The following is an 18,825-nucleotide window of genomic DNA, read 5'->3' as shown; positions in this document are numbered from 1 at the left end:
GTCGTACGGATGGCGGATCCACTGCCGGAGCCGGTCGACCGGCCGAGTCACCTCGACCCCGCTCGTGAGGAGGAGCGCGCACGCGCCTCGCTCTCCGTCGTCGCCGACGACCTCCAGCGGCGCGGCGCGCGCGCCGGCGGGGCGGCCAAAGACGTCCTCGAGGCGCAGGCCATGATGGCCGAGGACCCGACGCTCATGGACGACGTCGTGAAACGCCTCGCCGACGGCAAGACGGCCGAGCGCGCGGTGTACGAGGCGTTCGCCTCCTTCCGCGACCTGCTGGCCGGCATGGGCGGGTACATGGGGGAGCGCGCCGCCGACCTCGACGACGTCTCCCAGCGCGTCGTCGCGAACCTGCTCAAGCTTCCGGCGCCGGGCGTGCCCAGCCCGGGGCATCCGTTCGTGCTCGTCGCACGCGACCTCGCGCCGGCCGACACGGCCACACTCGATCTCGGCCAGGTACTGGGTCTCGTGACCATCGACGGCGGCCCGACCTCGCACACCGCGATCCTCGCGCGCGAGAAGAACATCGTCGCGGTCGTCGGCGCCGCGGGCGCCGCCGAGCTCGCCGACGGCGACTCCGTGATCGTCGACGCCGAGCGCGACGTGGTGATCGCCGATCCCACCCTGGTGCAGGTCGGGGAGGCGCGCGAGCGCATCGCCGAGCGCGAGCGAATCGCGACCCGCCCGGTGACGCCGGGCGCGCTCGCCGACGGTACGCCAGTGCCGCTGCTCGCCAACCTCGGGTCCGCCGACGGCGCCGCAGAGGCCGTGCGGCTGGGTGCAGAAGGCGTCGGCCTGTTCCGCACCGAGTTCCTCTTCCTCGACGCCGATCGCGCCCCGAGCGTCACCGAGCAGCAGGAGCAGTACACGCGCCTGCTCCAGGCGTTCCCCGGGAAGAAGGTCGTCGTGCGCGTGCTCGACGCCGGCGCCGACAAGCCGCTCGCGTTCCTCAACGACGCCCCCGAGGAGAACCCCGCGCTCGGGCTCCGCGGCATCCGTGCGCTCCGCCACTCGGAGCCGATCCTGCGTGAGCAGCTGACCGCGCTCGCCGCGGCCGGCGCAGCCACCGATGCCGAGCTCTGGGTGATGGCCCCCATGATCGCGACCGTCGAGGAGACGCGGTACTTCACCGAGCTCGCGACCGAACTCGGCATCCGCGTCCCCGGTGTCATGATCGAGGTGCCGTCGGCGGCGCTCACCGCCGAACGTGTCCTCGACATCGCGGCCTTCGCGTCGATCGGTACGAACGACCTGACGCAGTACACGATGGCGGCCGACCGCTTGCTCGGCACGGTCGCGAACCTCCAGGACCCGTGGCACCCCGCCGTGCTCCGCCTCATCGACGAGGTCGGGCGAGCGGGGCAGACGACCGGCAAGCCCGTCGGCATCTGCGGCGAAGCCGCGGCCGATCCGCTCCTGGCCGTCGTGCTCGTCGGCCTCGGAGCCACCAGCCTGTCGATGTCACCATCGGCACTCGCAGACGTCCGCGCCTCCCTCGCGCGGTACGGCCTGGACGACGCGAAGGCGATCGCCCGGGCAGCTCTGGCCGCTGAGGGAGCGGCCGAAGCCAAGCAGGCGGCCCGTGAGGCTGCCGAATCCGTCACCACTCCGACGCGGCAGACCGCGTCGTGACCTGCAGAGAGGCACAACGATGACGACGTCGTCACCGGACACGAAGCGGCAAGGGGGAGCCCGCGTCGCCGTCCAGAGGTTCGGAACGTTCCTGAGCGGCATGATCATGCCGAACATCGCCGCGTTCATCGCGTGGGGATTCATCACGGCGCTGTTCATCGAGGACAGCCCGATCCTCCCGATCCCCGAGATCGGAGGGTTCCCCAGCCCCGACGGGACGGAGAACATCGGCCTCGTCGGCCCGATGATCACCTACCTGCTACCGCTCCTGATCGCCAACATGGGTGGCCGCATGGTCTACGACACCCGGGGCGGCGTCGTCGGCACCATCGCGACCATGGGCGTCATCGTCGGCGCAGGCATTCCGATGTTCATCGGCGCGATGATCATGGGCCCGCTCGCCGCGTGGCTCATGAAGCAGGTCGACAAGATCTGGGAGGGCAAGATCAAGGCCGGCTTCGAGATGCTGGTCAACAACTTCTCGGCCGGCATCCTCGGGCTGTTGCTCGCGCTCGTCGGCTTCTACGCGTTCGCGCCCGCCGTCGAACTCCTCAGCAACGGGCTTGAGACCGCGGTGAACTGGCTTGTGCTCGCCGGGCTGCTGCCCATCGTCTCGATCCTCGTCGAGCCGGGCAAGATCCTCTTCCTGAACAATGCGATCAACCACGGCGTCTTCACGCCGCTCGGCGTGCAGCAGGCGGATGAGACGGGCAAGTCGATCCTGTTCCTGATCGAGGCGAACCCCGGCCCAGGGCTCGGCATCCTGCTCGCATTCGCCATCTTCGGTGTCGGGATGGCCCGGGCGAGCGCGCCCGGCGCGATCATCATCCAGTTCTTCGGCGGCATCCACGAGATCTACTTCCCGTACGTGCTCATGAAGCCGCTGCTGGTCTTCGCGGCCATCGGCGGCGGCATGGCGGGGGTCGCCACCAACGTGCTGTTCGACTCGGGACTTCGGGCTCCGGCCGCTCCCGGCTCGATCATCGCCGTGCTGCTGCAGACGGCGCAGGACAGCTACGTCGGCGTCATCCTCTCGGTCGTCATCGCCGCCGCGGTGTCGTTCACGATCTCCGCGATCATCCTGCGTGCGAGCCGCAAGCGCGACCTCGCCAAGGAGGACGCCGGCGACCTGTCGGCCGCGATCGCCGCAACCGAGGCTGCGAAGGGCAAGAAATCGAGTGTGCTGGGCAACCTGCAGGCCGAGGGCGTCGCCGACGGCGCCGGCCTCGTCGCCGAGGGCGAGCAGGCGGCGTTCGAGCACAAGCCGATCCACACGATCGTGTTCGCGTGCGACGCGGGCATGGGCTCGAGCGCGATGGGCGCGACGGTGCTGCGGAACAAGATCAAGAAGGCCGGCGTCGACTCGGTGACCGTCACGAACGCCGCGATCGCGAACCTGAAGGACGACATCGACCTCGTCGTCACCCACCAGGACCTCACCGATCGCGCGAGGCAGCAGTCGCCGAACGCGCTCCACATCAGCGTGGAGAACTTCATGAACTCGCCGAAGTACGACGAGATCGTGCACCTGCTCGAATCCGAGGGCGTCCGCTGACGCGGATCGCCAGGAAGGACACCATCATGACCGACACCATCCTCGCTCCCGGCGACGTGCGCCTCGTCGCCCGAGCCGCCTCGCGTGACGACGCCATCCGTGAGGCGGGCGCCATCCTCGTCGACGCCGGGGCCGTCCGGCCCGACTACGTCGACTCGATGCTCGAGCGCGAGGGATCGGTGTCCACCTTCATGGGCAACTTCCTGGCGATCCCGCACGGCACCAATGAGTCCAAGGACGCGATCCAGCGCTCGGCGCTGTCCTTCATCCGCTACGACGAGCCGGTCGACTGGTCGGGCGAAGAGGTGCGCTTCGTCGTCGGCATCGCCGGCATCGGCAACGAGCACCTCGACATCCTCGCCAAGATCGCGACGATCTTCTCGGACGAGGACGAGGTCGCCAAGCTGCTCGCGGCCGGCGACGCCGGCGAGCTCGCCGCCCTGCTGGCCGAGGTCAACGAGTGACGACGGCGGTCCACTTCGGCGCGGGCAACATCGGGCGCGGATTCGTCGGGCTCCTGCTGCACGAGGCCGGGTACGACGTCGTCTTCGCCGATGTGGACCGTCCGCTCATCGAGCGGCTCGAAACCGCCGGCCACTACATGGTGCACGAGGTGGGGCCGGGTGCTCGCGACCATCGCGTCGATCGCTTCCGCGCGATCGACAGCTCGACGGATGCTCCGCGGCTGGTCGCCGAGCTCGAGACCGCCGGAGTCGTGACCACGGCGGTCGGCCCGCGCGTGCTGCGGTACATCGCCCCGCACATCCTCGAGGGACTCCGCGGTCGCCCGGCCGAGTTGCCGCCGATCGCCGTCATGGCGTGTGAGAACGCCATCAACGCGACCGACGTGCTGCGCGACGAGATGGCCTCGCTGACCACCCCGGAAGAGTGGGCGAGCCTCGCCAGGCGTGCGGTGTTCGCGAACACCGCGGTCGATCGCATCGTGCCCGGCCAGCCGGCCGATGCGGGGCTGGACGTGACGGTCGAGACCTTCTTCGAGTGGGCGATCGAACGCCCGCCGTTCGGGGACCGTGCTCCCGAGATTCCGGGCGCCCACTACGTCGACGACCTGGCGCCGTACATCGAGCGCAAACTCTTCACGGTCAACACCGGCCACGCGTCGATCGCCTACCTCGGCGCGATCGCCGGGCACCAGCGCATCAGCGACGCCCTCGCGGACGCGGCCGTGCGGCGCGCCGTCGAGCGCGTGCTGGAGGAGACATCCGCCCTCATCGTGGCCGACCATGCGTTCACCGCCGACGAGCAGGCGGCGTACCGTGCGCGTATCCTCGAGCGGTTCGCGAACCCCGACCTGCCGGACACGGTGGAGCGCGTGGGCCGGCAGCCGCTGCGGAAGCTCTCGCGGAGGGAGCGGTTCATCGAGCCCGCTGCGCGGCTCGCCGCCCGCGGCGTGCCCGTCGACGGACTCCTGGCCGCGATCGCGGCCGCGGTGCGGTTCCGCGTGCCCTCCGACGAGGAGAGCCTTGAGCTGCGCCGGCTGCTCGGCGAGCTCGACGCCGCGGCCTTCGTGGCCGAGGTCATGGGCGTCGACGAGGGGCATCCGCTGCGTCCGCGCCTCGAGACGCTCGTGCGTGACGCGCAAGAGGAACTGGCCGGCACCTGGGCCTGACAGTCGCGTCCAGGTCGGTTGCGGCGCGAACCATAGCACCCGAGTGGCGAAGCGAGCCGGAATCGCCTATAGTTGACCCTTGGTGTGTTGCGCCAGTGCTTTTGGCATGCCTCGACAGGCAGCGCCTCGAAGGCCCGGTGCACACCCATCGCACGACTGATCATCCCGAACCCAAGCGATAGTGAGTGTATGGCCAAGAAAGACGGTGTCATCGAGATCGAGGGCTCGGTCATCGAAGCGCTTCCGAACGCCATGTTCCGCGTGGAGCTGACCAACGGGCACAAGGTGCTCGCCCACATCTCCGGCAAGATGCGCCAGCACTACATCCGTATCCTCCCCGAGGACCGCGTGATCGTGGAGCTGAGCCCGTACGACCTGACCCGCGGCCGGATCGTCTACCGCTACAAGTAAGGGCTGTTCGGAAAGTAACGGCCCGCGGCATCCCGCGGGTACGAGGACAGCGAATCGAAGGAAACCGACTGTGAAGGTCAACCCCAGCGTCAAGCGCATCTGCGACAAGTGCAAGGTCATCCGCCGCCACGGGCGCGTCATGGTGATCTGCGAGAACCCCCGCCACAAGCAGCGGCAGGGCTAGTCGAGCCGGATGCCTCCTGAGGAGGCATCCGTTTCGTGCATCACGCGACACAACTGAACACACCTCGGCAACGTCAGAACCCGCGAGAGCGGGGGACACCTCGGGAGGAGGCCCGGGCACCGGCGTTGCTCCACACCTCCACTCATCACAGGAGAAGCCAACATGGCACGTCTGGCAGGAGTCGACATTCCGCGCGAGAAGCGCGTGGAGATCGCACTGACCTACATCTTCGGCGTCGGCCGCACTCGTGCGCTGCAGACGCTCGCGGAGACCGGCATCGACGGAAACATCCGGGTCAAGGACCTCAGCGACGACCAGCTCGTCGCGCTCCGCGACTACATCGAGGCCAACTTCAAGGTCGAGGGTGACCTCCGCCGCGAGGTCGCCGCCGACATCCGTCGCAAGGTCGAGATCGGCTCGTACGAGGGCATCCGCCACCGCCGGGGTCTCCCGGTCCGCGGCCAGCGCACCAAGACCAACGCTCGCACCCGCAAGGGCCCGAAGCGCACCGTGGCCGGCAAGAAGAAGGCCGGCCGCAAGTAACCGCTTGTCGCCAGATCTAGGAGATTTCACACATGGCAGCACCCAAGGCGGCTACTCGCAAGCCGCGCAAGAAGGAAAAGAAGAACATCGCCGTGGGCCAGGCCCACATCAAGTCGACGTTCAACAACACCATCGTGTCGATCACCGACACGAACGGCGCCGTGATCAGCTGGGCGTCGTCGGGTGGCGTCGGCTTCAAGGGCTCGCGCAAGTCGACCCCGTTCGCCGCGCAGCTCGCGGCCGAGTCGGCCGCGCGTCAGGCGCAGGAGCACGGCATGAAGAAGGTCGACGTCTTCGTCAAGGGCCCCGGCTCGGGCCGCGAGACCGCGATCCGCTCGCTGCAGGCCGCTGGCCTCGAGGTCGGCAGCATCACCGACGTGACGCCCCAGGCGCACAACGGTGTCCGCCCGCCCAAGCGTCGCCGCGTCTAACACTCCGGTCCCGGCGGCCGAGCCCCTCAGGGTATGGCTCGGTCGCCGGGGCATCCGTTCTCTCACAACTCAAACGATCCCTATGAACTCGCAGGTGTCATATAGCGGACACCCTGCCGAAAGGAATCCAACGTGCTGATCGCACAGCGCCCGACGCTCACCGAAGAGAACATCTCGGAGTTCCGTTCGCGGTTCGTGATCGAGCCCCTCGAGCCGGGCTTCGGTTACACCCTGGGCAATTCGCTTCGTCGCACCCTCCTCTCCTCGATCCCCGGCGCGGCCGTGACGAGCATCCGCATCGACGGCGTGCTCCACGAGTTCTCGACGGTCGCGGGCGTCAAGGAAGATGTGACGGAGATCATCCTCAACATCAAGAACCTGGTCGTCTCCAGCGAGCACGACGAGCCGATCACCGCCTACCTGCGCAAGCAGGGCTCGGGCGAGGTCACCGCGGCCGACATCTCGGCCCCGGCCGGCGTCGAGGTGCACAACCCCGAGCTGGTCATCGCGACCCTCAATGAGAACGCGAAGTTCGAGCTCGAGCTCACGATCGAGCGCGGCCGCGGCTACGTCTCGGCCAGCCAGAACCGCAACGAGTACTCCGAGGCCGGCCAGATCCCGGTCGACTCGATCTACTCGCCGGTGCTGAAGGTCACGTACCGGGTCGAGGCCACCCGTGCGGGCGAGCGTACCGACTTCGACCGCCTCGTGGTCGACGTCGAGTCGAAGCCCGCCATCTCGCCGCGTGACGCGATCGCGTCGGCCGGCCGTACGCTGACCGAGCTGTTCGGTCTCGCGCGCGAGCTGAACACCGCGGCCGAGGGCATCGAGATCGGGCCCGCCCCGGTCGACGCGGTGCTGTCGAGCGAGCTCTCGATCCCGATCGAGGACCTCGACCTGTCGGTCCGTTCGTACAACTGCCTCAAGCGTGAGGGCATCAACACGGTGTCCGAGCTGGTCGCCCTGTCCGAGTCGCAGCTGATGAACATCCGCAACTTCGGGCAGAAGTCGGTCGACGAGGTCAAGGACAAGCTCACCGAGATGGGCCTGTCGCTGAAGGACTCGGTTCCCGGCTTCGACGGTGCCCACTTCTACACGGGCTTCGACGACGAGAACTAAGCCGCAGCCGCCGCTTTCCCCCACCAACTGGAGATAACGAACCATGCCGAAGCCCACCAAGGGCCCCCGCCTCGGAGGCGGACCCGCGCACGAGCGGCTGATGCTCGCCAACCTGGCGGCTGCGCTCTTCACGCACAAGCGCATCACCACCACCGAGACCAAGGCCAAGCGCCTGCGCCCCGTCGCCGAGCGCCTCGTCACCTTCGCCAAGCGCGGTGACCTGCACGCCCGCCGTCGGGTCCTCGGCGTCATCGGCGACAAGTCGGTCGTGCACGAGCTCTTCGCCGTGATCGCACCGCAGGTTGCCGACCGCGAGGGCGGCTACACGCGAATCACGAAGATCGGCAACCGCAAGGGCGACAACGCCCCCATGGCGGTCATCGAGCTCGTGCTCGAGCCGGTCACCCCGAAGACGCGGAGCGCGAAGCCGGCCGCTGCCGCGCCGGTCGCCGACGAGGCGCCGGTCGAGGAGGCGCCCGTCGAGGACGCCGCCACCGAGACGCCGGAGGAGGTCGTGACCGACGCTCAGGCCGAGGTCAACGAGGCCGCCGGCGCCGAGGCGTCGGAGGAGTCGGCCGAGGCTCCCGCCGAGGAGCCCGCCGAGACCAAGTAGTCTCGCACCTTCGTTCGAGGGGCCCTGCCCGCGCACCGCGCGGTCGGGGCCCTTCGTCGTATGTGCACCGCCGGCGTCAGTGGCGAAGGCTGGGACCGCCGGCGTCAGCGGCGAAGGCCGGCACCGCCGGCGTCAGCGGCGAAGGCTGGGATCCGCGGCGGCCAGGAAGGTGTCCAGTGCACGGTCGACGTGTGCCGCGATCGCGTCGTCGCTCATTTCCGCGGACCCGGGGCCGAGCAGCATGGCCCGATTGATCGGCTCGCCCATGACCAGCCAGTTCAGCTGTGTCGCCGCGAGCTCGGGGTTCGCGACGCGCAGGATGCCGAGCGCGATGAAGCGCTCGAGCGTCTGCGCGATGGAGCGGATCGCGCGCTCAGGTCCGTGCTCGTACAGGATCGCAGCGAGCTCGGGCGATCGATTCGCTTCCGCGATGACGAGTCGTCGCAGGGCGAGCAGGGTGGGGTCGAGCACGGTTCGGAGCTGGCCTTCGAGCAGTTCGCCGAGCACGGCGCGAGGATCGGACCGCTCGTCGAGCACGATCGGCGGCCCGTGCACGTGGTCGGCCGCGTGCACGGTGCGGGCAAGGACGAGTTCCAGGAAGAGGGCTCGTTTGCTTCCGAAGTAGCTGTAGAGCGTCTGCTTCGCCACACCGGACTCGGCGGCGATCGAATCCATGGTCACCGATTCGTAGCCCGTCGTGAGGAACTGGCGCTCCGCCGCCACGAGCGCCGCCTCACGCTTGCGAACCGAACTCGGCCTCACGCCCGACCCCCTCGTCCTCTTGCGTCATCATACTCGCCAGTCTAATATCAACGATACGAGACTGATGAGTATGAAAAGTGAGGAGTCACTCGTGACGAACGCGAAGACGCTGCAGTTCGAAGCGGTACTGCGAATCGAACCGGAGACCGGATCCTGGACCGTCTTCGATGTCCCCGGTTCGGCCGAGTTCTTCGGTACTCGGCGGGCCACTCGGGTCGTCGGCGATATCGACGGCGTCCCCGTCCGGCTCACCCTCCTGCCGACCAAGCGCGGGCACATCGGCCCGGTGAAGGCCGCGACACGCCACGCGCTGGGCAAGCAGGCGGGCGACGCCGTACGCGTGCGGATCGCGGCGGTGGGAGCATGAGCGAGCTGCGCACGCCGACCGGCGATCGAATCGTCTTCGACCGCTACGGCCGCGCGGGTGCCGCGGCGGTGGTGTTCATCGCGGGAGCCGGGCCCACTCGTGCCGACGATCCGGTAACCGCCGAGACCGCTCGCCGCTTGGGGGAGCTCGGGTATCAGGCCATCGTGCACGACCGGGTGGGGCGTGGCGATTCCGCCCTGCCCGAGCCGGCGTCGATCTCGCTTGAACGCGAGATCGACGCGATCGCCGCGCTCGCGCGGCTCACGGGCGGTCCCGTCGTGCTCGTGGGCCACTCGTCCGGATGCGCGATCGCGATCCGGGCTGCTGCTCGGGTCGACCGGCTCGCTGGCCTCGTGCTGTGGGAAGCGCCGTTCGGGCAGTTCGACGGCGGTGCCGCTGCGTGGTGGGCGAAGGTCGACGATCGCATCCATGGTGACGACCTCGAGGGTGCCGTCGCCGAGTACATGGTCGATATGCCTCCCGAATGGCTCGAGGGTCTGCGCCGTTCGCCGGAGTATCCGGAGGTGGTATTGACCTGGGTGCCCGACGGCTCCGCACTCGCGAGCGTCGAGACCGACGGGCTCGCGAGTGCGTTGCGTGACGTGCAGCACCCGGTGCTCGCGGTTGTCGGCACCGAGACGTTCCCGGGCATGTCTGAAGCCGCGGCGCAGATCGCCCGCGCGGCACCGAACGGCTCTCATGAACAGGTCAACGGTGCGTGGCACACCTGGGATCCGGAGGCCATGGCGGCGCGACTCGCGACGTTCTGCGCCGAGGTCTCGGTTGGCGTTCCCGGCGCGGGTTCCCGGGCATCCTGAGTCGGCCCGCCCGCGGTGGCGCGGAGCTTCAGACTTGGTGAACTGGCGGGTGTGGCAGGGTGGTCGGGTGAGCGAGACGGCGACGGATGCCTCGGGTGGGGCGGATGCCTCGACCGACGCCGTGCGGGTGCGGTTGGGGGTCGCGTACGACGGCACGGCGTTCAACGGGTGGAGCCGTCAGCCTGGTCTGCGCACGGTGCAGGGCGTGCTCGAGCGGGCGCTCGGCACGCTGTTCCGGCGCACGGGCGTCGAGCCGAGGCTGACCGTCGCGGGGCGGACCGATGCCGGCGTGCACGCGCTCGGCCAGGTCGCCCACCTCGACGTGCCGCGGGCGGCGCTCGACGAGGTGGTGCGTCCGCGCCGGGGCGACACGGCGAGCGGACGGGCGACCGACCCAGCGGGTGTGCTGGCCCGACGGGTCACGGGCATACTCGGTGCTGCCGACGACGACGTCGTGATCACCCACGCCGAACTCGCGCCGGACGGATTCGACGCGCGATTCTCCGCCGTCTGGCGCCGCTACGAGTACCGGGTCGCGGACTCGGCGGCGCTGCGCGACCCGCTCGACCGGCACCGCACGGTCTGGTATCCGCGCGAGCTCGATGTCGAGGCGATGGATGCCGCGGCCCGCACCCTCGTCGGGCTGCACGACTTCGCCGCGTTCTGCAAGCCTCGTGAGGAGGCGACGACGATCCGCACGCTGCAGGGCTTCCGGTGGCAGCGCCGCGACGACGGGGTGCTCATGGCCTCGCTCCAGGCCGACGCGTTCTGCCACTCGATGGTCCGTGCGCTCGTCGGGGCGTGCGTCGCCGTGGGGGAGCGGAGGCTCGAGGCATCCGCCGTAGCAGCGCTGCTCGCGGCCCGCGAGCGCACCAGTGCCTTCAAGGTGATGCCGGCGAAGGGGCTCACGCTGACCGAGGTCGGCTACCCGCCCGACGACGAGCTCGCGGCCCGCGCTGCGCAGACCCGCGCGAGGCGCGAATTGCACATCGACGGAATAGTGGGCTAAACTCGCCCGTTGGTGCCGACACTGCGCGGCATCCGAAGTTGAGCCCTCCACCCGGGCGTTCGTCTGCATCGCGGCCGAACTCCCAATCGGAGCGGGATTCACGAACCCCTCACTCGATCAGAAAGCAGCACTCCTGTGACGCGCACCTACACTCCCAAGCCGAATGAGATCCAGCGCGACTGGGTCGTCATCGACGCCACCGACATCGTGCTCGGCCGCCTCGCGAGCCACGCCGCCTCGCTCCTGCGCGGCAAGCACAAGGCGATCTTCGCCAACCACATCGACACCGGCGACTTCGTCATCATCGTCAACGCCGACAAGGTGGCCCTCACCGGCCAGAAGCTCGAGCAGAAGAAGGCCTACCGCCACTCCGGCTACCCGGGCGGCCTGAAGGCCGTCGGCTACGCCGAGCTGCTCGAGAAGAACCCCGTCCGCGCCGTCGAGAAGGCGATCCGCGGCATGCTCCCGAAGAACTCGCTCGGTCGCGCCCAGCTGAAGAAGCTCAAGGTGTACGCCGGCCCGGAGCACCCGCACTCGGCTCAGCAGCCGAAGCCCTTCACCCTCACCCAGGTCGCCCAGTAAGCCCCGGCGCAGACGCGAAATAAGGATTCGAAACCACCATGGCGAAGATCGCAGACCAGATCGACCAGGCTCCCGAGAGCTACACGACCGAGAGCCCGGCCGAGTCGGCACCCTCGACCCCGCGTCCCGTGCTGAACGTCTCGGGCGCGGCCGTCGGCCGCCGCAAAGAGGCCATCGCGCGCGTGCGCGTCGTCCCCGGCTCGGGCTCCATCACGGTCAACGGCCGTGAGTTCGCGGACTACTTCCCGAACAAGCTGCACCAGCAGCTCATCACCGACCCGTTCACCGTGCTCGAGCTCTCGGGCTCGTACGACGTGATCGCCCGCATCACCGGCGGCGGCCCCTCGGGCCAGGCCGGCGCACTGCGCCTCGCGATCGCCCGCGCGCTGAACGAGATCGACCGCGAGAACAACCGGCCGCAGCTGAAGAAGTCCGGCTTCCTCACGCGCGACGCCCGCGTCATCGAGCGCAAGAAGGCGGGTCTCAAGAAGGCTCGCAAGGCGCCCCAGTTCTCGAAGCGTTAATCCTTCGGGTCTCCAGAGATGCCTCGGCTCTTCGGAACCGACGGGGTCCGGGGCCTGGCCAACCGTGAACTCACGGCTGACCTGGCCCTGGGCCTCGCCCAGGCGGCTGCGGCCGTCCTCACGCAGGGGCGCCACGCCGACGCGATCCGCGCGGCCGGCCGGCGTCCGGTCGCCGTGCTCGCGCGTGATCCCCGCGTGTCCGGTGAATTCCTGAGCTCGGCGGTCGCCGCCGGGCTCGCCTCCTCGGGCGTCGACGTGCTCGACGCCGGCGTCATCCCGACGCCCGCGACCGCGTACCTGATCGACAGCATCCGCGCCGACTTCGGGGTCATGGTGTCGGCCTCGCACAACCCCGCGCCCGACAATGGCATCAAGTTCTTCTCGTTCGGCGGCACCAAACTCCCCGATGTGGTCGAAGACCGCATCGAGAGCTACCTCGGCCGACAGAAGCTCGCTCCCGTCGGCGACGGCGTCGGTCGCATCCAGCGCTTCGCTGACGCTGAAGACCGCTACGTGGTCCACCTGCTCGGCACCTTGCCGCACCGGCTCGATGGGCTGAAGGTCGTGCTCGACTGCGCGCACGGCGCGGCCGCGGGCGTGTCGCCCGAGACGTTCAAAGACGCCGGCGCCGAGGTCATCGTCATCGGGGCCGATCCCGACGGCATCAACATCAACGACGGCGTCGGCTCCACGCACCTCGAGGGTCTGCAGCGCGCGGTGCTCGAGCACGGCGCCGACCTCGGCATCGCTCACGACGGCGACGCCGACCGCTGCCTCGCCGTCGATGCCGAGGGCAACATCGTCGACGGCGACATGATCATGGCGATCCTCGCGGTCTCGATGAAGGAGCGCGGCAAGCTCACCGACGACACGCTCGTCGTGACGGTCATGTCGAACCTCGGCCTGAAGAAAGCCATGGCCGAGCACGGCATCCGGGTGCTCGAGACGAAGGTGGGCGACCGCTACGTGCTCGAGGCACTCGGCGAGCACGGGCTCGCCCTCGGCGGCGAACAGTCCGGGCACGTCATCATGAGCGAGCACGCCACGACCGGCGACGGCGTGCTGACGGGCTTGCACCTCGCCGCCGAGATGGCCCGAACCGGCCGTACGCTGGCCGACCTCGCCTCGGTCATGACGGTGTATCCGCAGGTGCTCGTGAATGTCCGCGGCGTCGACCACCACGCGCTGCACGCCGACGAGGCCATCGCCGCCGCCGTCGCGGCGGCCGAGGCCGAGCTCGGCGACACCGGGCGGGTGCTCCTGCGCCCGTCGGGCACCGAGCCGATGGTCAGGGTCATGGTCGAGGCGGCCGATCAGGCCACGGCCGAGCGGCACGCCGAGGCCCTCGCCGACGTGGTCCGCGCCCGCCTCGCGCTCTAGCCGAGGCGCGCCGCCCAGGCGGCCCAGCCCGCCCAGGCCGCCAAGCCCGCCCAGCCGCGCCGTGTCGCGCGCGGGCCGGGTCAGAGCTTTCGCAGCAGGACGCTCGACACCGTGTGGTCCGAGTCCTTCCGCAGCACGAGCGTCGCGCGCGAGCGCGTGGGCCGGATGTTCTGGAGCAGGTTCGGCTCATTGATCGAGCGCCAGATCTCGGCCGCGCGCGTGCGCGCCTCGGTCTCGGAGAGCGAGGCGTACCGGTGGAAGTACGAGTTCGGGTTCGCGAACGCGCCGCGCTGCAGCTTCAGGAATCGCTCCTCGTACCAGCGGGCGATGTCAGAGGTTCGCGCGTCGACGTAGACGGTGAAGTCGAACAGGTCGCTCACGGCGAGGCCATGGCCGGGGGCGGGGGGTTGCAGCACGTTGAGGCCCTCGACGATGAGCACGTCGGGCTGCCTGACCGTGATCTGCGCGTCGGGCACGATGTCGTACACGAGGTGGGAATAGAACGGCGCGACCACCTCTTTGGCGCCCGCCTTCACCTCACTCACGAACCGCAGCAGTGCGCGCCGGTCGTACGACTCGGGGAAGCCTTTGCGTTCGAGGAGGCCTCGGCGCTCGAGCTCGGCGGTCGGGAAGAGGAATCCGTCGGTCGTGACGAGCTCGACTCGGGGCGTCCCCTCCCACCGGGTGAGCAGCTCGCGCAGCAGGCGCGCGATCGTCGACTTGCCGACCGCGACCGATCCGGCGACGCCGATCACGAACGGCGTCGCACTGCCGGGCTCGCGCAGGAACCGGCTGGTCTGGTCGCGGAGCGCGCGGGCGCCGCCCACATACAGGTTCAGCAGTCGCGACAGCGGCAGGTACACCTCGGCGACCTCGCGCATGTCGAGCGGCTCGCCGAGGCCGCGCAGCTGCACGATCTCGGTCTCGGTCAACGGCGAGGGCACGGAGGGCGCCAGCGCGGCCCAGTCGGCACGGTCGATCTCGATGAAGGGCGACAGCTGCGCCGACGAGAGGCTCGGGCGATCCAGCACCCGCACAGTCTAGTGGCGGCCGGATCGGCCCCTTGGCCCGAACCTCCGCGACCTGCGGGTGGTCGCGCAACGCTCCCGCAGATCGCGGAGGTTCGACGAGCGCAGCACGGATGCCTCGGCGGCGGTCCGCTCGGAGCAGGCGCACATCCAGCCGCCGGTAGGATCGACCGCATGTGTGGAATCGTCGGATATGTCGGGCCTCGTGAGAGCCTCGACGTCCTCGTGGGCGGCCTTCGGCGGCTCGAATACCGTGGCTACGACTCGGCCGGAGTCGCCGTCATCGATGGCACCGGCGGCCTCGAGACGGCCAAGCGCGCCGGCAAGCTCCAGGTGCTCGCCGACGAGCTCGAGCGCAACCCGCTCGCGCCGGGCGGCACGGGCATCGGGCACACCCGATGGGCCACGCACGGCGGGCCCACCGACGTCAACGCGCACCCGCACCTCGGCGACGAGGGCCGGCTCGCGCTCATCCACAACGGCATCATCGAGAACTTCGCCGAGTTGAAGGCCGAGCTGCTCGAGGCGGGCTTCGCGTTCGAGAGCGAGACCGACACCGAGGTGGCGGCGGTGCTGCTCGGGCAGGCGTACCGCGAGACCGGGGATCTTCGTGAGGCATTCCAGCGGACTGTGTCGCGCCTGGAGGGTGCGTTCACCCTCCTCGCGGTGCACCGCGAGGAGCCGGGCGTCGTCGTCGGCGCGCGTCGCAACTCGCCGCTGGTCATCGGTCTCGGCGAGGGCGAGAACTTCCTCGGGTCCGACGTCGCGGCGTTCGTCGAGTACACCAAGCGCGCCGTCGCGATCGGGCAGGACCAGATCGTGTCGATCACGGCCGACGGTGTGACCGTCACCGATTTCGATGGCGGCCCCGTCGAGGTCGAGCCGTTCGAGGTCGCATGGGACGCCTCGGCGGCCGAGAAGGGCGGCTGGTCGTCGTTCATGCGCAAAGAGGTCTCCGAGCAGCCCGAGGCGGTCGCCAACACCCTGCGCGGTCGGATCGTCGACGGGCACGTCGCGATCCCCGAGCTCGAGGCGTTCGGCGACGACCGGCTCCGAGACATCCGTCGCATCACGATCATCGCCTGCGGCACCGCGTCCTACGCGGGTCTCGTCGCGAAGTACGCGATCGAGAAGTGGGCGCGGATCCCGGTCGAGGTCGAGCTCAGCCACGAGTTCCGCTACCGCGAGCCCGTGCTCGACGGCGATACGCTCGTCGTCTCCATCAGCCAGTCGGGCGAGACCATGGACACCCTCATGGCCGTGAAGTACGCGCGCGAGCAGGGGTCGCCGACGATCTCGATCTGCAACACGCAGGGTGCGACCATTCCGCGCGAGTCCGACGGCGTCGTCTACACGCATGCCGGCCCGGAGGTCGCGGTGGCGTCGACGAAGGCGTTCGTGGCGCAGATCACGGCGCTGTACCTGTTCGGCCTGCATCTCGCGCGCCTGCGCGGCACGCTCGACGCCGAGGCGCTCGCGGCCGAAGTCGAGGAGCTGCAACAGGTTCCCGCGAAGCTCGAGACGGTGCTCGCCGAGTCCGAGAAGGTCGCGCAGCTCGCGCACTGGATGGCTGACACCCGGTCGGTGCTCTTCCTCGGCCGCCACGTCGGGTATCCGATCGCGCTGGAGGGCGCGCTGAAGCTCAAGGAGCTCGCGTACATCCACGCCGAGGGCTTCGCCGCGGGTGAGCTCAAGCATGGGCCGATCGCCCTCATCGAACCCGGCCAGCCCGTCTTCGTCGTGGTGCCGAGCCCGCGCGGCTCGGCCGTGCTGCACCCGAAGGTCGTCTCGAACATCCAGGAGATCCGGGCGCGCGGCGCTCGGGTCATCGCGATCGCCGAGGCCGGCGACGCGTCGGTCCTGCCGTTCGCCGACGAGGTCGTGCGCATCCCGCTCGCCGCCCCGCTGTACGAGCCGTTGCTCGCGGTGGTGCCGCTGCAGGTGTTCGCGATGGAGCTCTCGGAGGCGAAGGGGCTCGACGTCGACCAGCCGCGCAACCTGGCGAAGTCTGTCACGGTCGAGTAGGCCGGGAGATGAGCGCGGCGTGAGCGTGGTCGGGGCATGATCGCGGGCATCGGGGTCGACGTGGTCGACATCGCACGCTTCGAGCGGTCGATCGAGCGCACGCCGCGGCTCATCGAACGCTTGTTCGCTGAGAGCGAACGCGGTCGGCCGGCGCGCTCGCTGGCCGCCCGGTTCGCCGCGAAGGAGGCGCTGATCAAGGCGCTCGGCGGTCATTCGGTGCTGCGCTGGCACGACATGCGCGTCGTGCAGAACGACGACGGCGACCCCGGGTTCGTGCTCTCGGGCGAGTTGGCGACCCACCTCGCCCGCCTCGGCATCGACCGGGTGCACCTGTCGATGAGTCACGACGCCGGCATCGCGAGTGCATTCGTCGTGCTCGAGCGACTGAGCGGGGGAGCATCGCGATGACGGATGCTCCGACCCACGCCCGTCCGTTCCGCGAGGCCGTGATCGATCTCGACGCCGTGCGCGAGAACATCAGGGTCATCGCCGCCCAGGTCGCGCCCGCGCGGGTGCTCGCGGTCGTCAAGGCCGACGCCTACGGGCACGGGGCGCTGCCCGTGGCCCGGGCCGCACTCGACGGCGGTGCGTCCTGGCTCGGCACAGCCGATCTCGACGAGGCGCTCGCGCTGCGGGCGGCGGGCATCGAGGCTCCGCTGCTCGCCTGGCTGCACGACCCCGACGCTGCCTTCGGCCCGGCGGTCGCGAACGACATCGACCTCGGCGTGTCGTCCGCGGCCCAGCTCGAGGCGATCGGTGCCGCAGCCGGGGCCGCGGTCCGCCCCGCCGCCGTGCATCTCAAGATCGACACCGGGCTCAGCCGCAACGGCGTCGCGCCCGAGGACTGGCCCGCCGTCGTCGCGCTCGCGGCCACGCTCGAGGAGCGCGGCCGCGTACGGGTGCGTGGCGTGTTCAGCCATCTCGCGAACACCGACGCCGACACCGACGCCGCACAGCTCGCCGAGTTCGAACGCGCGCTCGCCACCGCGGCGGGGCACGGACTCGCACCCGAGATGCGGCATATCGCCTCGACCGCCGCAGCACTCAGCACGCCCGACGCGCGGTACGACGTCGTCCGCATCGGCATCGGTGTCTACGGGGTCTCACCGTACGGCGACGGCACGACGTCCGCACAGCTCGGCATCCGGCCCGCGATGACGCTCCGCGGCCGGGTCGCGGCGGTGCGGCGCGTCGAGCCGGGAACGGGTGCGTCCTACGGGCACGTCTGGCGCGCCGACCGGCCGACGACCCTCGCCCTCATCCCGCTCGGCTACGCCGACGGGGTGCCGCGCCAGGCTTCAGGTCGTGCCGAGGTGCTGCTCAACGGCGCGAAGCGTCGCATCGTCGGGCGCATCGCGATGGACCAGTTCCTCGTCGACGTCGGCGACGACCCGGTCGAGGTCGGTGACGAGGTCGTGCTGTTCGGCGACCCGGCGACGGGAGCGCCCTCGGCCGACGACTGGGCGGACGCCGCCGACACCATCGGGTACGAGATCGTCACCCGCATCGGCCGCCGCGTGCCGCGCACGTACCTCGGGGTGGAGTGATGCGGCTCGCCGTGCCCGACACCGAGGCGATGGAGGCCTTCGGCCGCGACCTCGCGCGCGAGCTGGCCGCGGGCGATCTGCTGGTGCTCACCGGCCCGCTCGGCGCAGGCAAGACGACCCTCACACGCGGGATCGGCGACGGCCTCGGCGTGCGGGGGCCCGTGCAGTCGCCGACGTTCGTGCTGGCACGCACGCACCCGAGCCTCGTCGGCGGTGCGCCGCTCGTGCACGTCGACGCCTACCGGCTGGGTTCGGCGGCCGAGCTCGACGACCTCGACCTCGACTTCGCGCGTTCGGTGGTCGTCGTCGAGTGGGGTGCCGGCCTGCTCGACGGCGTGAGCGAGTCCTGGCTCGAGATCGTCATCGAGCGCCGGGTGGGCGGCGACAGCGGCGTCGATGGGGCGGATGCCTCGGGCGAGGCATCCGACCTGGCCGACGCCGACCTGGCCGACGCCGACCTCGACGCCGACGAGCCCCGCGCGCTCACGGTCACGGGCCACGGCCCGCGCTGGGCCGGCACCCGCTTCGCGGCCACCCCCTAACCCCCTTACCCACCCACGCCGCCCCACCCGCCCTCACCCACCCCACCCGCCCTCCCTCCCACCCACCCACCCTCCCTCCCTCCCACCCACCCCCCTCCGTCGAGTGATGCCGAAACGGCT

At 70.1% G+C, this 18,825-nt stretch carries 22 protein-coding genes; 20 read left to right on the top strand and 2 right to left on the bottom strand.

Annotated features, from left to right (window positions below; translation table 11 throughout):
- Positions 1-9: 9 nt before the first annotated feature.
- The 10 genes from ptsP (at position 10) to rplQ (ending at position 8,121) form a co-directional block, all read left to right on the top strand.
- Positions 10-1,635, top strand: a complete 1,626-nt coding sequence (ptsP, locus tag QU602_RS14245) for a phosphoenolpyruvate--protein phosphotransferase (RefSeq protein ID WP_373692942.1) — start codon at positions 10-12, stop codon at positions 1,633-1,635.
- A 19-nt stretch (positions 1,636-1,654) separates the two neighbouring features.
- Positions 1,655-3,190 carry a PTS mannitol transporter subunit IICB gene (locus tag QU602_RS14240; RefSeq protein ID WP_308797118.1) on the top strand — a complete coding sequence of 512 codons (1,536 nt, stop codon included), beginning with the start codon at positions 1,655-1,657 and terminating at the stop codon, positions 3,188-3,190.
- Positions 3,191-3,216: 26 nt separating this feature from the next.
- The gene (locus tag QU602_RS14235; protein WP_308797117.1) at positions 3,217-3,654 is read left to right on the top strand and encodes a PTS sugar transporter subunit IIA; all 438 of its coding nucleotides are present in this window, start codon (positions 3,217-3,219) and stop codon (positions 3,652-3,654) included.
- Positions 3,651-4,820 carry a mannitol-1-phosphate 5-dehydrogenase gene (locus QU602_RS14230; protein ID WP_308797116.1) on the top strand — a complete coding sequence of 390 codons (1,170 nt, stop codon included), beginning with the start codon at positions 3,651-3,653 and terminating at the stop codon, positions 4,818-4,820. Before QU602_RS14235 ends, QU602_RS14230 begins: the two co-directional genes overlap by 4 nt.
- Positions 4,821-5,009: 189 nt before the next feature.
- Positions 5,010-5,231 carry a translation initiation factor IF-1 gene (infA, locus tag QU602_RS14225; protein WP_011186713.1) on the top strand — a complete coding sequence of 74 codons (222 nt, stop codon included), beginning with the start codon at positions 5,010-5,012 and terminating at the stop codon, positions 5,229-5,231.
- Positions 5,232-5,301: 70 nt separating this feature from the next.
- Positions 5,302-5,415 carry a 50S ribosomal protein L36 gene (gene rpmJ, locus QU602_RS14220; RefSeq protein WP_056734976.1) on the top strand — a complete coding sequence of 38 codons (114 nt, stop codon included), beginning with the start codon at positions 5,302-5,304 and terminating at the stop codon, positions 5,413-5,415.
- 162 nt (positions 5,416-5,577) lie between these two features.
- A complete protein-coding gene (gene rpsM, locus QU602_RS14215) occupies positions 5,578-5,958 on the top strand; it encodes a 30S ribosomal protein S13 (RefSeq protein WP_308797115.1) in 381 nt (126 codons plus the stop codon).
- Positions 5,959-5,990: 32 nt separating this feature from the next.
- A complete protein-coding gene (gene rpsK, locus QU602_RS14210) occupies positions 5,991-6,389 on the top strand; it encodes a 30S ribosomal protein S11 (RefSeq protein WP_308797114.1) in 399 nt (132 codons plus the stop codon).
- 132 nt (positions 6,390-6,521) lie between these two features.
- Positions 6,522-7,508 carry a DNA-directed RNA polymerase subunit alpha gene (locus QU602_RS14205; RefSeq protein ID WP_308797113.1) on the top strand — a complete coding sequence of 329 codons (987 nt, stop codon included), beginning with the start codon at positions 6,522-6,524 and terminating at the stop codon, positions 7,506-7,508.
- Positions 7,509-7,551: 43 nt separating this feature from the next.
- The gene (gene rplQ, locus QU602_RS14200; RefSeq protein WP_308797112.1) at positions 7,552-8,121 is read left to right on the top strand and encodes a 50S ribosomal protein L17; all 570 of its coding nucleotides are present in this window, start codon (positions 7,552-7,554) and stop codon (positions 8,119-8,121) included.
- Positions 8,122-8,253: 132 nt separating this feature from the next.
- Here rplQ and QU602_RS14195 read toward each other — a convergent pair whose 3' ends face one another.
- Positions 8,254-8,883 (bottom strand): TetR/AcrR family transcriptional regulator, encoded by a 630-nt coding sequence (locus tag QU602_RS14195; protein WP_308797111.1) that lies wholly within the window; start codon positions 8,881-8,883, stop codon positions 8,254-8,256.
- Positions 8,884-8,974: 91 nt separating this feature from the next.
- On the opposite strand from QU602_RS14195, the gene QU602_RS14190 reads away from it, so the two are divergent.
- The 6 genes from QU602_RS14190 to glmM all read left to right on the top strand — a co-directional run bounded on the left by QU602_RS14190 (position 8,975) and on the right by glmM (position 13,563).
- Entirely contained in the window at positions 8,975-9,250 is a 276-nt protein-coding gene (locus QU602_RS14190) for a DUF1905 domain-containing protein (RefSeq protein WP_308797110.1), read from the top strand.
- The gene (locus tag QU602_RS14185; RefSeq protein WP_308797109.1) at positions 9,247-10,068 is read left to right on the top strand and encodes an alpha/beta fold hydrolase; all 822 of its coding nucleotides are present in this window, start codon (positions 9,247-9,249) and stop codon (positions 10,066-10,068) included. The genes QU602_RS14190 and QU602_RS14185 overlap by 4 nt, the downstream gene beginning before the upstream one ends.
- Before the next feature lie 67 nt (positions 10,069-10,135).
- On the top strand, positions 10,136-11,077 hold the full coding sequence (gene truA / locus QU602_RS14180) for a tRNA pseudouridine(38-40) synthase TruA (protein ID WP_308797108.1): 942 nt from the start codon (positions 10,136-10,138) through the stop codon (positions 11,075-11,077).
- Positions 11,078-11,212: 135 nt separating this feature from the next.
- The gene (gene rplM, locus QU602_RS14175; protein ID WP_308797107.1) at positions 11,213-11,659 is read left to right on the top strand and encodes a 50S ribosomal protein L13; all 447 of its coding nucleotides are present in this window, start codon (positions 11,213-11,215) and stop codon (positions 11,657-11,659) included.
- Between the two features lie 38 nt (positions 11,660-11,697).
- On the top strand, positions 11,698-12,183 hold the full coding sequence (gene rpsI / locus QU602_RS14170) for a 30S ribosomal protein S9 (RefSeq protein ID WP_308797106.1): 486 nt from the start codon (positions 11,698-11,700) through the stop codon (positions 12,181-12,183).
- 18 nt (positions 12,184-12,201) lie between these two features.
- A complete protein-coding gene (glmM, locus tag QU602_RS14165) occupies positions 12,202-13,563 on the top strand; it encodes a phosphoglucosamine mutase (protein WP_308797105.1) in 1,362 nt (453 codons plus the stop codon).
- 80 nt (positions 13,564-13,643) lie between these two features.
- Here the strand turns inward: glmM and coaA are convergent, their stop codons facing one another.
- Entirely contained in the window at positions 13,644-14,594 is a 951-nt protein-coding gene (gene coaA / locus QU602_RS14160; protein WP_308797104.1) for a type I pantothenate kinase, read from the bottom strand.
- Positions 14,595-14,765: 171 nt separating this feature from the next.
- Between coaA and glmS the strand changes: the two genes are divergently transcribed.
- Genes glmS through tsaE form a run of 4 tightly spaced genes read left to right on the top strand, consistent with a single transcriptional unit; the run spans position 14,766 to position 18,705 of the window.
- The gene (gene glmS, locus QU602_RS14155; RefSeq protein WP_308797103.1) at positions 14,766-16,616 is read left to right on the top strand and encodes a glutamine--fructose-6-phosphate transaminase (isomerizing); all 1,851 of its coding nucleotides are present in this window, start codon (positions 14,766-14,768) and stop codon (positions 16,614-16,616) included.
- 36 nt (positions 16,617-16,652) lie between these two features.
- Positions 16,653-17,024, top strand: coding sequence for a holo-ACP synthase (locus tag QU602_RS14150; protein ID WP_308797102.1), 372 nt, complete (start codon positions 16,653-16,655; stop codon positions 17,022-17,024).
- Complete coding sequence (gene alr / locus QU602_RS14145) at positions 17,021-18,163, top strand: alanine racemase (RefSeq protein WP_308797101.1); 1,143 nt, start codon at positions 17,021-17,023, stop codon at positions 18,161-18,163. The genes QU602_RS14150 and alr overlap by 4 nt, the downstream gene beginning before the upstream one ends.
- A complete protein-coding gene (tsaE, locus tag QU602_RS14140) occupies positions 18,163-18,705 on the top strand; it encodes a tRNA (adenosine(37)-N6)-threonylcarbamoyltransferase complex ATPase subunit type 1 TsaE (RefSeq protein WP_373692826.1) in 543 nt (180 codons plus the stop codon). The genes alr and tsaE overlap by 1 nt, the downstream gene beginning before the upstream one ends.
- Positions 18,706-18,825: the final 120 nt, after the last annotated feature.

It is taken from the genome of Agromyces protaetiae (assembly GCF_030866785.1).
Lineage (GTDB): Bacteria > Actinomycetota > Actinomycetes > Actinomycetales > Microbacteriaceae > Agromyces > Agromyces silvae.
The sequence above is the reverse complement of the archived record's forward strand: the minus strand, read 5'-3'. Positions and strand labels throughout refer to the sequence as shown.

What these genes read in the sequence shown, in the direction of transcription:
- rpsK (WP_308797114.1), top strand. Translation starts at nt 5,991, where the DNA reads ATGGCAGCACCCAAGGCGGCTACTCGCAAGCCGCGCAAGAAGGAAAAG.
- QU602_RS14150 (WP_308797102.1), top strand. Translation starts at nt 16,653, where the DNA reads ATGATCGCGGGCATCGGGGTCGACGTGGTCGACATCGCACGCTTCGAG.
- ptsP (WP_373692942.1), top strand. Translation starts at nt 10, where the DNA reads ATGGCGGATCCACTGCCGGAGCCGGTCGACCGGCCGAGTCACCTCGAC.
- glmS (WP_308797103.1), top strand. Translation starts at nt 14,766, where the DNA reads ATGTGTGGAATCGTCGGATATGTCGGGCCTCGTGAGAGCCTCGACGTC.
- tsaE (WP_373692826.1), top strand. Translation starts at nt 18,163, where the DNA reads ATGCGGCTCGCCGTGCCCGACACCGAGGCGATGGAGGCCTTCGGCCGC.
- infA (WP_011186713.1), top strand. Translation starts at nt 5,010, where the DNA reads ATGGCCAAGAAAGACGGTGTCATCGAGATCGAGGGCTCGGTCATCGAA.
- QU602_RS14240 (WP_308797118.1), top strand. Translation starts at nt 1,655, where the DNA reads ATGACGACGTCGTCACCGGACACGAAGCGGCAAGGGGGAGCCCGCGTC.
- alr (WP_308797101.1), top strand. Translation starts at nt 17,021, where the DNA reads ATGACGGATGCTCCGACCCACGCCCGTCCGTTCCGCGAGGCCGTGATC.
- QU602_RS14185 (WP_308797109.1), top strand. Translation starts at nt 9,247, where the DNA reads ATGAGCGAGCTGCGCACGCCGACCGGCGATCGAATCGTCTTCGACCGC.
- glmM (WP_308797105.1), top strand. Translation starts at nt 12,202, where the DNA reads ATGCCTCGGCTCTTCGGAACCGACGGGGTCCGGGGCCTGGCCAACCGT.
- rplQ (WP_308797112.1), top strand. Translation starts at nt 7,552, where the DNA reads ATGCCGAAGCCCACCAAGGGCCCCCGCCTCGGAGGCGGACCCGCGCAC.
- QU602_RS14235 (WP_308797117.1), top strand. Translation starts at nt 3,217, where the DNA reads ATGACCGACACCATCCTCGCTCCCGGCGACGTGCGCCTCGTCGCCCGA.
- rpsI (WP_308797106.1), top strand. Translation starts at nt 11,698, where the DNA reads ATGGCGAAGATCGCAGACCAGATCGACCAGGCTCCCGAGAGCTACACG.
- rpsM (WP_308797115.1), top strand. Translation starts at nt 5,578, where the DNA reads ATGGCACGTCTGGCAGGAGTCGACATTCCGCGCGAGAAGCGCGTGGAG.